12 protein-coding genes are annotated in these 15,139 nt (G+C 61.7%); 3 read left to right on the plus strand and 9 right to left on the minus strand.

Annotated features, from left to right (window positions below; genetic code table 11):
• Positions 1-104 precede the first annotated feature (104 nt).
• The gene (locus LU684_RS14780; protein ID WP_232894812.1) at positions 105-965 is read right to left on the minus strand and encodes a DMT family transporter; all 861 of its coding nucleotides are present in this window, start codon (positions 963-965) and stop codon (positions 105-107) included.
• Between the two features lie 513 nt (positions 966-1,478).
• Here LU684_RS14780 and LU684_RS14785 point away from each other — a divergent pair.
• Positions 1,479-2,546 (plus strand): aromatic ring-hydroxylating oxygenase subunit alpha, encoded by a 1,068-nt coding sequence (locus LU684_RS14785; RefSeq protein WP_016487581.1) that lies wholly within the window; start codon positions 1,479-1,481, stop codon positions 2,544-2,546.
• A gap of 10 nt (positions 2,547-2,556) precedes the next feature.
• Positions 2,557-3,507 (plus strand): PDR/VanB family oxidoreductase, encoded by a 951-nt coding sequence (locus tag LU684_RS14790; protein ID WP_102689026.1) that lies wholly within the window; start codon positions 2,557-2,559, stop codon positions 3,505-3,507.
• Positions 3,508-3,514: 7 nt separating this feature from the next.
• On the opposite strand, the gene LU684_RS14795 is transcribed toward LU684_RS14790, so the two are convergent.
• The 3 genes from LU684_RS14795 to LU684_RS14805 all read right to left on the minus strand — a co-directional run bounded on the left by LU684_RS14795 (position 3,515) and on the right by LU684_RS14805 (position 7,265).
• Positions 3,515-4,228 (minus strand): GntR family transcriptional regulator, encoded by a 714-nt coding sequence (locus LU684_RS14795; protein WP_232894814.1) that lies wholly within the window; start codon positions 4,226-4,228, stop codon positions 3,515-3,517.
• 340 nt (positions 4,229-4,568) lie between these two features.
• Entirely contained in the window at positions 4,569-5,822 is a 1,254-nt protein-coding gene (locus LU684_RS14800) for an OprD family porin (RefSeq protein WP_023047819.1), read from the minus strand.
• Between the two features lie 102 nt (positions 5,823-5,924).
• Positions 5,925-7,265 carry an MFS transporter gene (locus tag LU684_RS14805; protein ID WP_232894771.1) on the minus strand — a complete coding sequence of 447 codons (1,341 nt, stop codon included), beginning with the start codon at positions 7,263-7,265 and terminating at the stop codon, positions 5,925-5,927.
• 572 nt (positions 7,266-7,837) lie between these two features.
• Here LU684_RS14805 and mrdA point away from each other — a divergent pair.
• A complete protein-coding gene (gene mrdA, locus LU684_RS14810) occupies positions 7,838-9,733 on the plus strand; it encodes a penicillin-binding protein 2 (RefSeq protein WP_016487586.1) in 1,896 nt (631 codons plus the stop codon).
• A gap of 234 nt (positions 9,734-9,967) precedes the next feature.
• Here mrdA and LU684_RS14815 read toward each other — a convergent pair whose 3' ends face one another.
• From LU684_RS14815 to LU684_RS14835, 5 genes are all read right to left on the minus strand, one after another.
• The gene (locus tag LU684_RS14815; RefSeq protein WP_016487587.1) at positions 9,968-10,684 is read right to left on the minus strand and encodes an ABC transporter ATP-binding protein; all 717 of its coding nucleotides are present in this window, start codon (positions 10,682-10,684) and stop codon (positions 9,968-9,970) included.
• Positions 10,681-11,454, minus strand: a complete 774-nt coding sequence (locus tag LU684_RS14820; RefSeq protein ID WP_016487588.1) for an ABC transporter ATP-binding protein — start codon at positions 11,452-11,454, stop codon at positions 10,681-10,683. Before LU684_RS14820 ends, LU684_RS14815 begins: the two co-directional genes overlap by 4 nt.
• Positions 11,451-12,698, minus strand: coding sequence for an ABC transporter permease subunit (locus LU684_RS14825; protein ID WP_023047821.1), 1,248 nt, complete (start codon positions 12,696-12,698; stop codon positions 11,451-11,453). The genes LU684_RS14820 and LU684_RS14825 overlap by 4 nt, the downstream gene beginning before the upstream one ends.
• 10 nt (positions 12,699-12,708) lie before the next feature.
• Complete coding sequence (locus LU684_RS14830) at positions 12,709-13,647, minus strand: branched-chain amino acid ABC transporter permease (RefSeq protein ID WP_016487590.1); 939 nt, start codon at positions 13,645-13,647, stop codon at positions 12,709-12,711.
• Between the two features lie 130 nt (positions 13,648-13,777).
• Positions 13,778-14,926 (minus strand): branched-chain amino acid ABC transporter substrate-binding protein, encoded by a 1,149-nt coding sequence (locus LU684_RS14835; RefSeq protein ID WP_024717576.1) that lies wholly within the window; start codon positions 14,924-14,926, stop codon positions 13,778-13,780.
• Positions 14,927-15,139 lie beyond the last annotated feature (213 nt).

Below are 15,139 nucleotides of genomic sequence, written 5' to 3' on the forward strand. Positions count from 1 at the left end.
TGCGTCTGCTAAGTAATAGCAGGTCCGACCCGCAGAGGTGTACAGTCATCCCGTCGCAGTTATGTTTTCTCCCCTCCATGATTCATCCTGGGCCGGCGTAGCGCCTACAGCAGATGCAGCACTACCGCGCCTAGCAAAACGAAACTCACGCCCAACAACTGCCCTGCTGTTAAACGCTCTTTAGAGAACATATAGCCAAGCATAGCCGCCACCCCACCAGAAAGCGTACTAATCACCGTTACAACGGCAATCGAACCCTCAAGCACCCCACATGAAAACGCTGCGAAACCACCCAGATTGAAAAGACTGGCACCGCTCAAGTTGCCACAATCTTTCAAGGTCAAATTGTTACCCCCTTGAAAATCACGATAGATAAGCAACAGAAACAGAGCGCCCACGCAGTAGTTCAACCAGAGCATGTTGATTGGGCCTACAGCGGGCAGCGCATATTTACCTTGAACCCAGAAACTGAAGCCGTAAAAACCAGCTGCCAGCAGCGCAAAAACTATTGCCTGCCCCTCGCGTCGGTTTAAGCGAGACGCGGGATTGCTGTGCCCCAAGCCCACAGCCATCACACCAAAGGCGCAGATGGCGATCCCAATAAACTGATAGGCAGTCAAGCGTTCCCCTCCTGCCCAAGCCAAGATCGTTGTGACGATACCGTAGGACGTCACCAGTGGCGCAACAATTGCGGTGCGGCCCTCAGTTAACGCTTTGGCCAGTGAGAGAGCGCCTAGTAGCGTCAACACCGCCGCGACAAGACAGAGGATCATGGATTCTACACTGACTGCGACAATCGAATTGAGGCTGCTTGATTGCAAAGCAAAAACACTCAGAACTACCAGCCCCAATAGTTGACTGTAGAGCACTGAACGCTTGATACCGAGCGACCTGCCATTTACGCTTACCAAATAATCTGTAGCGCCCCAACATATGGCTGCCACCAAGCCCATTAGCACATCCACTTCAACACCCCCTTTGTTATATTTAGCGAGCCTCACTTCGCTTACACCTATTATGTTTGCGAGCATTTCATTCAATAAGCCGCTTGCTGCCCCTGTCAATGGCGTGTGTGCAACTTTGCGTGACGAAAGTCATCACGTAGGAATCATCTGATCTTAAGTAGATCCTTTCGCCTACAAGATATCGGATAATTCTTAGGTCACTTGTGTCATCTACATAATTCGCAACCAAATGACACGGGGGTCGCCCGTGTTAGCGGGCAAGCCTGCTCCTACAGAGGGTGCGTCAGCCCTTGGCTCATGGCCAAGGCACACGCCCACCTGCCTTCAAGACCTGCCGCTGAAACCGCCCCATCTGCTACCGAGAGTGGCCTAAGGGATTGGCATTAATGGATCCACTGATCGTTCGATAACCGCACATGACCAGCGAAATATACGCATAAGGTGTTGACCTGCTTCTCATACCAGAGCTCTAATGGATCCATTAAATAAAAACAAAACCCTGGAGAGCCTTCCATGTACCCCAAAAACACCTGGTACGTCGCCTGCACCCCCGACGAGATAGCCACCAAGCCCCTGGGTCGACAGATCTGCGGCGAAAAGATCGTGTTCTACCGCGCCAAGGAGAACCAAGTGGCCGCTGTCGAGGACTTCTGCCCCCACCGCGGCGCACCGTTGTCGCTGGGCTATGTCGAGGACGGCAACCTGGTGTGCGGCTACCACGGCCTGGTCATGGGCTGCGACGGCAAGACTGTGTCGATGCCGGGCCAGCGGGTGCGTGGCTTCCCTTGCAACAAGACCTTTGCGGCCGTCGAGCGCTACGGCTTTATCTGGGTCTGGCCCGGCGACCAGGCGCAGGCCGACCCGGCGCTGATCCCGCATCTGGAATGGGCGGTGAATGATGAGTGGGCTTACGGCGGCGGGCTGTTCCACATCGGTTGCGACTACCGGCTGATGATCGACAATCTGATGGACCTCACCCACGAAACCTATGTGCATGCCTCCAGCATCGGCCAGAAGGAAATCGACGAGGCCCCGCCAGTCACCACCGTCACAGGAGACGAGGTGGTCACCGCCCGGCATATGGAAAACATCATGGCCCCGCCCTTCTGGCGCATGGCCCTGCGTGGCAACGGCCTGGCCGACGATGTGCCGGTGGATCGCTGGCAGATCTGCCGCTTCACCCCGCCCAGCCATGTGCTGATCGAAGTGGGCGTAGCCCATGCCGGCAAGGGTGGCTACCACGCCGAAGCGCAGCACAAGGCGTCGAGCATCGTGGTCGATTTCATCACCCCGGAAACCGATACCTCAATCTGGTACTTCTGGGGCATGGCGCGCAACTTCGCCGCGCACGACCAGGCCCTGACCGACAACATTCGTGAGGGCCAGGGCAAGATTTTCAGCGAAGACCTGGAGATGCTCGAGCGCCAGCAACAGAACCTGCTGGCCCACCCCGAGCGCAACCTGCTGAAGCTGAACATCGATGCTGGCGGCGTGCAGTCGCGCAAGGTGCTGGAGCGGATTATCGCCAAAGAACGTGCGCCGCAGCCGCAACTGATCGCCACCAGCGCCACCCCTGCCTGAGGAAGCCGACATGATCGATGCCGTAGTGGTATCCCGTAACGATGAAGCGCAGGGTATCTGCAGTTTCGAGTTGGCGGCGGCGGATGGCAGCCTGCTGCCGGCGTTCAGCGCCGGCGCGCATATCGACGTGCATTTGCCTGATGGGCTCGTGCGCCAGTATTCGCTGTGCAACCACCCCGAAGAACGCCACCGTTATCTGATTGGCGTCCTCAACGACCCGGCTTCGCGGGGCGGCTCACGCAGCTTGCATGAGCAGGTGCAGGCCGGCGCCCGGCTGCGCATCAGCGCGCCGCGCAACCTGTTCCCGCTGGCCGAGGGTGCGCGGCGCAGCCTTTTGTTTGCCGGTGGCATCGGCATTACCCCGATCCTGTGCATGGCCGAGCAGTTGTCCCACAGCGGCCACCCGTTCGAGCTGCACTACTGCGCCCGCTCCAGCGAGCGTGCGGCCTTTGTCGAGCGCATTCGCAACGCGCCATTCGCTGATCGCCTGGTCGTGCACTTTGACGAGCAACCGGAAACCGCACTGGATATCGCTCAGGTGCTGGGCAACCCGCAAGACGATGTGCACCTGTATGTATGCGGGCCCGGCGGGTTCATGCAGCATGTGCTGGCCAGCGCCAAGGGGCTGGGCTGGCAAGAGGCCAACCTGCACCGCGAGTACTTTGCCGCAGCGCCCGTGGATGCCAGCAACGACGGTAGTTTTTCGGTGCAGGTGAGCAGCACGGGGCAAGTGTTCGAGGTGCCAGCCGACCAGACCGTGGTGCAGGTGCTGGAACGCAACGGTATCGAGATCGCCATGTCGTGCGAGCAGGGTATTTGCGGCACCTGCCTGACGCGTGTGCTGCAAGGCACGCCGGACCATCGCGACATGTTCCTCACCGAAGAGGAGCAGGCGCTGAACGATCAGTTCACGCCCTGCTGCTCGCGCTCGAAGTCGCCGCTGCTGGTGCTGGATATCTGAACCAGTTTTACGACAAGGGCAGGATGACTTTCATGCTCGCGTCCGCCGTTGCGCCGCCAAAGGTCTCGGCGTAGCGCAAAGTGGCATTGGCGTGCTCGCGCATGATCGCTTCGGCGCGGGCACCCTGACGGTTGGTCAGGGCGTCGAACACCGCGTGGTGCTGCATATGGGCGAAGTTGAAGCGCCGGTACTCGCGGGCCAGGTCATGGCGGTCCACGGCCAGTGCGGTGACCGAGGCGAACGGCAGGTGGTCGTTGCGTGCCAGGGCATCGGCGATGGCCGGGTTGTGGCTGGCTTCGATGATCACCTGGTGAAAGCGCATGTTCAGGTCGTGATAGGCCTGCAGGTCCTCTTCGGTGACGAAGCCCTTGTCGAACAACTGATCGCCCTCGACCAGGCACTGTTGCAGCGCCGCGCGCGCTTGCGCCGCCAAGCCACGCTCTGCAGCCTGGCGAGCGGCCAACCCCTCCAGCACGCCGCGGACCTCCACCGCACCTGCGATGTCATCGGCGCTGACCGAGCGCACCTGAAAACCCCGGCCGCCAAAACGCACCAGCAGGCCTTCCTGCTCGAGGGTACGAAACGCCATGCGCACCGGCATGCGGGAGACGCCGAACAGTTCGGCAGTGGGGATTTCCATCAAGCGCTCGCCGGCCGCCAGCTCGCCCGAGGCGATCATCTTGCGCAGCGCAACCAGCACCATTTGACCGGGTTTGCTCATCCAGGCTACTTCCAGGGACATGAGCGGGCATCTTAGCGCAAGCCGAGGGGATGCTGCAGGCCTGTTCGGAGCGCACCACACCAGGCTCGAGACAGGTGTGTGCGTGTGGGTTCACCCGCGAAGCAGGCAACGCGGTACCTGGCACCGGCTTTGCCGGTGTTCGCGGGACAAGCCCGCTCCCACAGATACCGCGCTAGATTCCGGATATTGAGCAACACAGTGGCCCCCGCAGTTTTCGCGCCAGCTTTCAGGTGTGGTGCAAGACAGTTGCCCCCACAGGTACTGCATAAGCCTGAACCCTGCGCGATACAAGGAGCGTGCTCACTGGGCATATTGCCGCTTAAAGCGTCAGCGGGTAGCTGACGATCAGTCGCGTCTGGTCGAAATCGCTGTTGAAGCTGCGCCGGTTGGTGGCGTTGTTCAGGCGGATGTTGAGGTTCTTCAACGCTCCGCTCTGGAACGTGTAGTTCACCTCGGTATCACGCTCCCACTCCTTGCCATTGCTGCCTGCCGCCGTGGTGGCATTTTCGCCATGCCCGTAACGCACCATGGCCAACAGTCCCGGCACACCCAGCGCGGCAAAGTTGTAGTCGTAGCGCACTTGCCACGAGCGCTCGTCGGCGTTACTGAAGTTGCCGTTGAACATGTCGTTACCCAAGGTGCGGCCGCTGCTGCCGTACACCGACATCCACTGGCTGTCGCCACTGACTTTCTGCAACCCCAGGTACAGCGTGTGGCCACTGTGCGAAGCTGACAGCAGAGCGTAACCAGTGCGGCTCTTGATATCGCCAATGCGCGCCTGGCCGTCATCCCGGTCGATGAAGTAACCCAGGTTGGCCCCCAGCGTCCACTCGCCCACTCGCTGGCTATGCAGCAGGTTGAAGTAGCTTTGCTGGTAGATATCCTCCAGCTGCGAATGCCAGGCGCCAATCAGCGTACGCTGCTGGTTGAAGCGGTATTCTGTGCCGGCGTAGTTGAAGCCGTCCGAGGTAACCCCGGGGGCGGCCCAGGCAGAAAGGTCCTGCATATCGGACGAGTTGCGCAGGCTGACCTCGCGGTACTGGCCGGCTTGCAGGCTCAGGCCTTCGATTTCCCGCGAGTCGAGCATGGCGCCACGGAAGGTCTGCGGCAGCAGGCGGCCATCGTCGTAGCGCAGCAGCGGAATATCCGGCAGCAACTCACCCACCTTCAGCTCGGTCGATGAAATACGCAGCTTGGCCGCCAGCCCGGCGCGGCCATACTCGTCGGCCGCACGCCCGTCATCGTGCACTGGCAGCAGTTCGGAGCCGCTGGTACCGCGGCCACTGTCCAGCTTCATGCCGAACATTGCGATGCCGTCCAGGCCAACACCGATCAGCCCCGGGGTGTAGCCAGAGCTGAACTTGAAGATGAAGCCCTGGGCCCATTCTTCGACGTTGCTCTTGGCCGCTCCTGGGTCGCGGAAATCGCGGTTGAAGTAGTAGTTGCGCAGTGTCAGCCCGGCTTTGGCATCTTCAAAAAAGCCCCCCTCCTCGGCCCAAGCCGGCATACCCAGACCAAGCGCCAGCGAAACCACCGAAGCCGAACGGGCCAGGGTGCAGGTTGTGTGCATCATTATTATTGTTCTCCGCTTCCAATAGGCGCAGCCGAACGCCCCAGGCCAACTTGGCCCAGGGCAGCACGCTGCATTCAGGTACCCGGCCAGGCCGGGTTGCGCTCAGTGGCTCAGTGCATCTGCCGGCTGCGCAGGCGCCGGCTTGGTCATTGGGCGCAGCAACAGCAGGCAACCCGCGGCAAGCACGAATACGCTGGCAAACACCCCGTACAGGTGCAGCGGCTGCCAGCCGCCATCGAGCAACACGCCGGCCACGGTCGGCGACAAGATGGCGCCCATGCGGCCGATGCCAATACCCCAACCCACGCCGGTAGCGCGCACCGAGGCGTCATAGACCACCGGCGACAGGGCATACAGGCCGGCTACGCAGCCGTTGGAGAACAGCCCGATCAGCAGCCCCAAGGCCAAGGCTGCACTGACCGACGCGCCATTGACCACAAATAGCACCAGCAACGCCGCCGTGATCAGCATGAACAGCGCCAGCACGCGGGTGAGTGGCCAGCGCGACGCCAGGCCACCGATCAGCGCCGCGCCGAGGATGCCGCCGACACTCAACAGCACCCCGCCGGTGATGCCCTGCTGTGCCGACAGGCCGGCGGCGACCAGCAGTTTCGGCGTCCAGCTCATGACGAAGTAGAACCCGAACATGACCAGGAAGAACAGTAACCAGATCACCAGCGTGGTGCGGCGCATGGACGGCGCCAGCAGTTGCCGGAAGCCGCGGGCGGCGCCCGGCTCCCTTGCTACGGGTGTTGGCAGGTGTGCCAGCGCCGGCTGGCCAAGGCGCATGGCCAGGCGGTTGACCCGTGCCAGCGCATTGACCGGTCGACGCGCCAGCAGAAAATCCAGCGACTCCGGCAGCCACAACAGCACCAGCGGGATTACCAGCACGGTGACAATGCCGCCAAACAAAAACACCGAGCGCCAACCCCAATGCCCCAGCAGCCATACCGCCAGCAAACCGCCCAGCGTCGCGCCCAGGGCGTAGCCGGTTGACTGCAGGCTCACCGCCAGGCCGCGCCAGCGTTTGCTGGCGTACTCACTGGCAATCACATTGCTGCTGGCCAGGATGCCGCCAATGCCCAGCCCGGTCAGGCCACGCAGCAGCGCCAGTTGCAACGGGCTCTGGCTCATTGCCGAGAGCAACATGCCAATACCGGAAAGCGCCAGGCACAGCAGGATCAGCGGGCGGCGGCCAAAGCGGTCGGCCCAAGGCGCGATGAACAACGAACCGGCCGCCATGCCGAACAGGCCGGCACTGAGCAGCAGCCCCACCTGCGCCCCGTTAAGGCCCCATTCGGCGGACACCGAGGCAGCGGTGAAGGCCATCACCAGGACGTCGAAGCCATCGATCATGTTGAGGACGATACAAATACCGATGGCCAGGTACTGAAAGCGGCCCATCGGGTCGTTGTCCAGCCGTTGCTTGAGATCGGCATTCATAGGGTCACCTGCCGGCCTGGGTTGGCCACAAGTGAGAGGAAAGATGTGCAGACGCAGGCGAAGCGGTAGGAACCATGACGGTTCCGTGGCCGTGAGAAGCCATTCATGACTTGGACCCTTTTTGTAATTGTTATCGCATACGGCAGGAGGGCTCCTGCCGCTGTCAGGCGCTCAATCAACCAGATAATGGATCCACAAACAATGAGCAAGGCTTAGTCCCCCCAGTTAAACCGTTCATGAAAAAGATAAAATCATCAAACAAAATTGTGTTTATCTATATTAATCAGGTATTTACAGATTTAATGCTGGATAAAAATTTTGTTCGTTTATCGAACGCTACAATTTTGTGGATCCATAAAAGAAGCCCAAATCCATGCCTGAGCGCTCAAGAGGCAGCAGCGATGAACAAATCTTCATGTTCCCCGCCAGCGCCCTGATTCCGGGGTGGGCAGACATTAACCGCCCACCGTCAGTCGCCACTCGCCTTGAGGGCGCGGTGGGTGTTGCGTAGCATCCCCGGCCCGATCGCGCGCCCGTACAGCCACCGCGATACCTGCAGACAAGAGCTACTGATGCCACAACCCATCCCCCTCAAGGACCACGAAAAGGAAAAGCACCTGGTCAATCGCCGGCTCCTGGCCTGCGCCATCCTGGTCTTCAGCCTGGTCGCCGTGCTGGTGGGGCGGCTGTATGTCTTGCAGGTGCTGCAGCACGACCAGCAGACCGCCGTGTCGGAAAACAACCGTGTGCACGTGCTGCCCATCGCCCCCGAACGCGGGCTGATCTACGACCGCAACGGCGTGGTGCTGGCCGACAACAAACCCAGCTTCGACCTGACCATGACCCGCGAGCGGGCCGGCGGCGACTCGGCCAAGGTGCTCGACACCCTCACCCAGGTGCTAGGCCTGACCGAAGACGACCGCAAGCAGTTCGACAAAGACCTGCGCCGTGGCCGCAAGCCGTTCGAACCGGTAACCCTGATGGTAGGCCTGAGCGAAGAGCAGATCGCCCTGGTGGCGGTGAACCAGTTCCGCCTGCCGGGCCTGGAAGTAGAGCCACAGTTCATCCGCGAATACCCCTTGGCCGAACATTTCGCCCACTCGGTGGGTTATGTGGGGCGCATCAACGAGAAAGAGGCCAAGGTTCTCGACAGCACCGAGTACCGTGGCACCCAGTCAATCGGCAAGACCGGTATCGAACACTTCTACGAAAGCCAGCTGCACGGGCATGTGGGCTACGAGGAGGTCGAGACCAACGCCCAGGGCCGGGTGATGCGCGTGCTCAACCACAAGGCCCCGACCCCGGGACAAGACATCGTCCTGACCCTGGACGCCCACTTGCAGGTGGCCGCAGAAAAGGCCTTGGGCGACCGCCGTGGCTCGGTGGTGGTACTGGACCCGGCCAATGGCGACGTGCTGGCAATGGTCAGCAACCCCAGCTTCGACCCCAACCTGTTCGTCAAGGGCATCAGCTTCAAGCAGTACGCCGAACTGCGCGATTCCATCGACCGACCGCTGTTCAACCGTGTGCTGCGCGGCCTGTATGCCCCAGGCTCGACGGTGAAACCGGAAGTGGCCATCGCCGGCCTCGACAGCGGCGTGATCACCCCAGGCAGCCGGGTGTTCGACCCGGGCTATTACGAGCTGCCCAACTATGACCACAAGTACCGCAACTGGAACCGTAGCGGCGACGGCTGGGTGGACATGTACACCGCCATCATGCGGTCCAACGACACCTATTTCTACGACCTGGCGCACAAGCTGGGCATCGACCGCCTGCATGACTACATGGCCGAATTCGGCCTGGGCCAGAAGGTGTCGCTGGACATGTTCGAAGAGGCCTCCGGGCTGATGCCGTCGGCCCAGTGGAAGCGTGCCACCCGGCGCCAGGCCTGGTTCCCGGGCGAAACGCTGATTCTTGGCATTGGTCAAGGCTACATGCAGGTCACCCCGCTGCAGCTGGCCCAGGCCACCAGCCTGCTGGCGAGCAAGGGCGTGTGGCATCGCCCGCACCTGGCCATGACCGTGGGTGGCGATGCGCCGGTGGACCCCAACCCGATGCCCAACATCGTGCTGCACGACAAGCATGCCTGGGACCAGGTCAGCCAGGGCATGCAGATGGTCATGCACGACCCGCGCGGTATTGCCCGCGCCGCTGCGGCAGGCGCGCAATACCGGATCGCCGGCAAGAGTGGTACCGCGCAGGTGGTGGCGATCAAGCAGGGTGAGCGTTACAACCGCAACAAGACCCTGGAGCGCCACCGCGACAACGCCCTGTTTGTCGGCTTTGCACCGGCCGACCACCCGAGTGTGGTGGTGGCGGTGATGATCGAGAACGGTGAGGCTGGGGGCCGGGTGGCGGGGCCGGTGGTGCGCGAGGTGATGGATGCTTACCTGCTGGATGAGCAAGGGCACCTGAAGCCTGAGTATGCGGGCGGTGCAAGTGGCCGTAACGTGCCACACATCTGAGAATTCGGGGCTGCTTCGCGCCTAATGGCTGCGGTGCGGTGCTGGGCTCGGGGAACCTGCCTGGGAGGAAATCGGCCATGGGCCTACTAGCCTCTTCGCGGGCACGCCCGCGCCCGCAAGTACTGCACAGATCCTGAGGCCTGTGAGATTCCTGTGGGAGCGGGCGTGCCCGCGAAGAGGCCAGCAAGACAAACACTCAACCCCAGGGCAAATCCTCTTGTCATTGTGATTGGATCATTCGCCCAGGTAGGCCTTCTTCACCTGGTCGTCATGCAACAAGGTCTTGGCACAGCCTTCCAGGCTGATACGGCCGCCATCGATCACGTAGGCGCGCTGACAGGTCTGCAGCGCCAGGCGGGCGTTCTGCTCCACCAGCAGTAGCGTTACCCCGCCCTTGACCACTTCGACGATAGTTTCGAAAATCTTCTGCACGATGATCGGCGCCAACCCCATGGAGGGCTCGTCCAGCAACAATAGCTTGGGCCGCCCCATCAGTGCCCGTGAAATGGCCAGCATCTGCTGCTCGCCACCCGACATGGTGCCGGCCAGCTGAAAGGCACGTTCTTTCAAACGCGGAAAGATACCGTACATGCGTTCGATGTCAGCACCGATGGCGTCCTTGCCGTCGCGCCGACTGAAGGCCCCCATCTCGAGGTTTTCGTGCACCGTCAGCTTGGGGAAAATGCCCCGCCCTTCCGGCACCAGCGCCAGCCCCTCGCGGATCAGGTCATGGCCCTTGATCGCCGCGTGCGCCTTGCCATCGAAGGTGATGCTGCCGGCGCTGGGCTTCAGCAAGCCGGCCAAGGTTTTCAGGGTGGTGGTCTTGCCGGCGCCATTGGCGCCGATCAGCGCCACCATCTCACCCTCGCCCACCGTCAGGTCGATGCCCTTGATGGCCTGGATAGCCCCGTAGCTGACCTTCAGGTCACTCACTTGCAGGATGTTTTTCATGCCACTGCCTCTGCACCCAGGTAGGCCTCGATCACGCGTGGATCCTTGCGCACGTCGGCCGGCAGGCCGTCGGCGATCTTGCGGCCGAATTCCAGTACGGTGATGTGGTCGCAAAGGCCCATCACCAGCTTCACGTCGTGCTCGATCAACAACACTGTCTTGCCATCCGCCTTCATCTTGCACATCAGCTGGCGCAAGCCTTCGGTTTCCGAAGCGTTCATCCCCGCCGCCGGTTCGTCGAGCGCAATCAGCTTTGGCTCGGTGGCCAGCGCCCGAGCGATTTCCAGGCGGCGCTGGTCGCCGTAGGACAGGCTCTTGGCCAGTTCACCGGCCAAGTGGCCGATGCCGACGTAGTTCAGCCAGTAACGCGCGGCCTGGCGGATTTCCCGCTCTTCACGCACACAGGCCGGGGTACGCAGAATTGCGCCGAACACACCACTGCGGGTGCGTACGTGGCGGCCGATCATCACGTTTTCCAGGGCGGTCATGTTGTGGAACAGGCGGATGTTCTGGAAGGTGCGGGAGATGCCTGCCTCCACCACCTTGTGCGGTTTGCTGATGCGCAGTGGCTTGCCGTCGAACATCACCCTGCCCTGCTCGGCCCGATACAGCCCAGTGAGCACGTTGAACAGCGTGGTCTTGCCGGCGCCATTGGGGCCCAGCAGGCCGCGGATCTCGCCGCGACGGATGCTCAGGTCAATGCCATGCAGGGCCTGCAGGCCACCGAAGAACTTGCTCACCTGATGCAGCTCGAGAAGGAAATCGCTCATGCCTTGTCCGCCTGTTTGATCGGGAGTTCGAAGGAGGCTTCGCTGGCCGGTCCATTGATTGCAGTGCTGAGCACCGCAGGCGCCGGCTCGGCTTCAGGGTCGTCATCGTGCAGTTCGGCACGGCGGCGACTGGACGGCCAGAGTCCTTCGGGGCGAAAACGCATCACCAGGATCAGCGCCAGGCCGAATACCAGCATGCGCAGGGTTGAGGCATCCAGCACGTTGCGCAGGATATCGCGACTGATGAAGGTGACGTTGTCCATCACCCACGGCTGGACCCAGTTGACCAGGTCGCGGAACAGTTCGGGCATCACCGACAGGATCAGCGCCCCCAGCACCACGCCCCGGATCGAGCCCATGCCGCCGAGCACCACCATGGCCAGGACCATGATCGACTCCATCAGGGTGAACGATTCGGGGCTGACGAAACCCTGGTAGCTGGAGAACAGCACACCGGACACCCCGCCAAAGGTCGCCCCCATGGCAAAGGCCAGCAGCTTGAGGTTGCGCTTGTTCAGGCCCATGGCCTCGGCCGCCACTTCGTCTTCGCGCAGGGCCATCCAGGCGCGGCCGATACGCGACACTTCCAGGCGCTTGGACAGCACGATGCAGAGGATGACGACGAACAGGAAGAACAGGTAGTAGCTGATCACCGGCGACACGGGCAGGCCGAACAGGCTCCAGCTTTGCTGCAGCGACAGCACCGGCGTTGCCCCGGCACCTGGCGCGTGCGCCCATGCCCCGAAGTCGACGTGCAGCGGGGCAATGTTGCTGATGCCCTGGGGACCGTTGGTGAGGTTCACCGGCTGGTCCAGGTTGTTCATGAAGATGCGTATGATCTCGCCGAAGCCCAGGGTGACGATGGCCAGGTAATCGCCGCGCAACTTGAGTACCGGCGCACCGATCAGCACCCCGCAAATGGCCGCAGCCACGGCAGCCAACGGGATGATCACCCACACCGGCCAGTCCAGCACAGCCTCAAGCAGGCCGGCCATTTGCAGGTGGGGCGAAGCCAGCAGTGCATACAGGTAGGCACCAATGGCGTAGAAGCCGATGTAGCCCATGTCGAGCAGGCCGGCATAACCGATGACAATGTTCAGTCCCAACGCCAGCAGCACGTAGAGCATGGCAAAGCCAAGAATGCGCACCCAGGTAGCGCCCAGCATGGGAATGGCCTCGACCAGGAACGGCAAGGCGATGAAGCCGAGAATCAACAACAGGTACTGGGTCTTGAGGTTTTTCATGACAGCCTCCTCACGCCCGGTCAGCCTGGCGTTCGCCAAGCAGCCCATTGGGCCGGAACAGCAACACCAGGATCAGCACCGCAAAGGCGAAGATGTCCTGGTAGTTGGCCCCCAGGAAGCCTCCCGTCAACTGCCCGGTGTAGCCTGCCGCCAGCGATTCGATCAGCCCCAGCAACAGGCCACCGGCCATGGCCCCGAACAGGTTGCCGATACCACCAAGCACCGCTGCCGAGAATGCTTTCAGGCCCAGCAGCAGGCCCATGTAGGCATCGGCCTGGCCGTAGTTGATGGCGCGCATTACCCCGGCGATGGCACCCAGGCTGGCGCCAATCAGGAAGGTGGCGCTGATCACCCGATTGATGTTGATGCCCATCAGCCCGGCCACTTCCTGATTCTGCGCGGTGGCGCGCATGGCTTTGCCCAGGCGAGTCTTGTCCACCAATAGCCACAAGCCAAGCATGATCACCACGGCAACCAGCATGATCGAGAGCTGCACGTTGGTGACAGTGGCGCCGAACACGTCCACGGGCCGCGTCTCTACCACTTCAGGGAAGGTCTTGTAGCCGCGCCCCCAGATCATCATCGCCAGGTTCTGCAAGGCGATGGAGATGCCGATGGCAAGGATCAGCGGGGTCAGCCGCGGGGCTTTGCGCAAGGGCCGATAGGCGTACTTTTCCATGCCCTGGGCCAGCAGCATGCACACCACCGCAGCAGCCATGATTGCCAGCAGCAACGTGATGACGCCAGGGGCAAAGCCGGCGCCAGCGAGCATTGTCAGTACCGAAATGGTGACCATGGCGCCGATCATCACCACCTCGCCGTGGGCGAAGTTGATCAGGCCGATGATGCCGTAGACCATGGTGTAGCCCAAGGCTACCAGGGCATAGATGCTGCCCAGCACCAGGCCGTTAAGGACCTGTTGCAACAAGATATCGAAATTACCGTCCACGCGCTGAATCCTCGAAACTGCGTTGTCGTCGGCGCGCGGCGGCTCAGCGCCACACGCCGACTGGCCTGGCAGGTGGGAAAAGTCTTCTTGTTATGTCGCAGGCGTGCGCCCGCTTGTTATGGGGTGAAACTCAGTCGCGCTCGACCGACAAGGTTTTCCAGCCACCTTCGGCGAACTGGAACACGGTGGCAGCCGGGTTCTTCAGGTTGCCCTTATCATCGAAGGCGATGGTGCCGGTGACGCCGTCATAGCTCTGGCTCTTGAGCACTGGCAGATACACTTTGGGGTCGTCGGAGCCGGCCTTGACCATGGCGTTGATCGCGGCCCAGGTGGCGTCATACGCAGCGGGCGACGACTGCACCACACCCACGCCGAACTTGTCCTTGAGCTTCTGTTCGAAGGCTGCCCCTTTGGGCATGTCCAGCAGCGGCGTGCCATAGTTCCAGGCATAGGTACCTTCGGCGGCGCTGCCAGCCATCTGCTTGAACGAGTCATTGGGCAGGTTGCCGATGTTCATGAAGCGCGCCTTCAGGCCCAGGTTTTTCATCTGCTTGGCCATGGGTGCGGCCTGGTAGTCGAGTGCCGCGAAGAACACCGCGTCGGCCTTTTGCGCCTTGGCAGTGGTGAGGATGGCGTTGAAATCGGTGGACTTGTCGTTGGTGTACTCACGCACCACCACATTGCCGCCAGCCGCCTTGACCGCCCTGGTCACCTCGTCGGCCAGGCCTTGGCCATAGGCGGTGCGGTCATCGAAGATGGCGATGCGCTGGGCCTTGAGCTGGCTGACCAGGTAGTTGCCGGCGTAGCGGCCCAGGGTGGCGTCGTCGTTGACCGTGCGAAACACCGAAGGGATGCCCTGCTGGGTCAAGGTGGGGTTGGTGGCCGAGGGCGAGATCTGCGGGATGCCGGCGGCGGCGTAGATCTTCGAAGCCGGGATGCTGGTGCCGGAGTTGTAGTGGCCGATCACCACCGCCACTTTCGAGTCCACCAGGCGTTGCGCCACCGCCGTGCCCGTGCGTGGGTCGGCGACATCGTCCTCGGAGACCAGTTTGAACTGGGCCACCTTGTCACCGATTTTCAGTTGCTGCTGGTTGGCCTCTTCTACGGCAATCTGAATGCCATGCTCGACGTCCTGTCCCTGGTGCGCCGAAGGGCCGGTCAGGGGGCCGGCGAAGCCGATCCTGACAACTTCACTGTCTGCTGCGTTTGCCGTCCCCATGGCCATCAGCAATGTTACCGCGGTCGCGAGGGCTGTACGCCCTCCCTTGTTGTTATTCATGCTCAGCTCCCAGTAGTGATTGGACGAACCTCGACATCGCTTACCGCATGCGAAATGGCCGGAACGCCATCGCACTTGTAAGATAACAGTCAGCAGGCAACTGTCAATGGGTGTATGCTCCGCGAGCAGGTAAAATAATTTTCACGGCGACGAGATCTGCGTGGTCAAGAAGTGGGGCATCAGACGAGCTAGTAAGATGTTTGATAACATATG

The organism is Pseudomonas sp. NMI542_15 (genome assembly GCF_021283425.1).
Classification (GTDB): Bacteria; Pseudomonadota; Gammaproteobacteria; order Pseudomonadales; family Pseudomonadaceae; genus Aquipseudomonas; species Aquipseudomonas fortuita.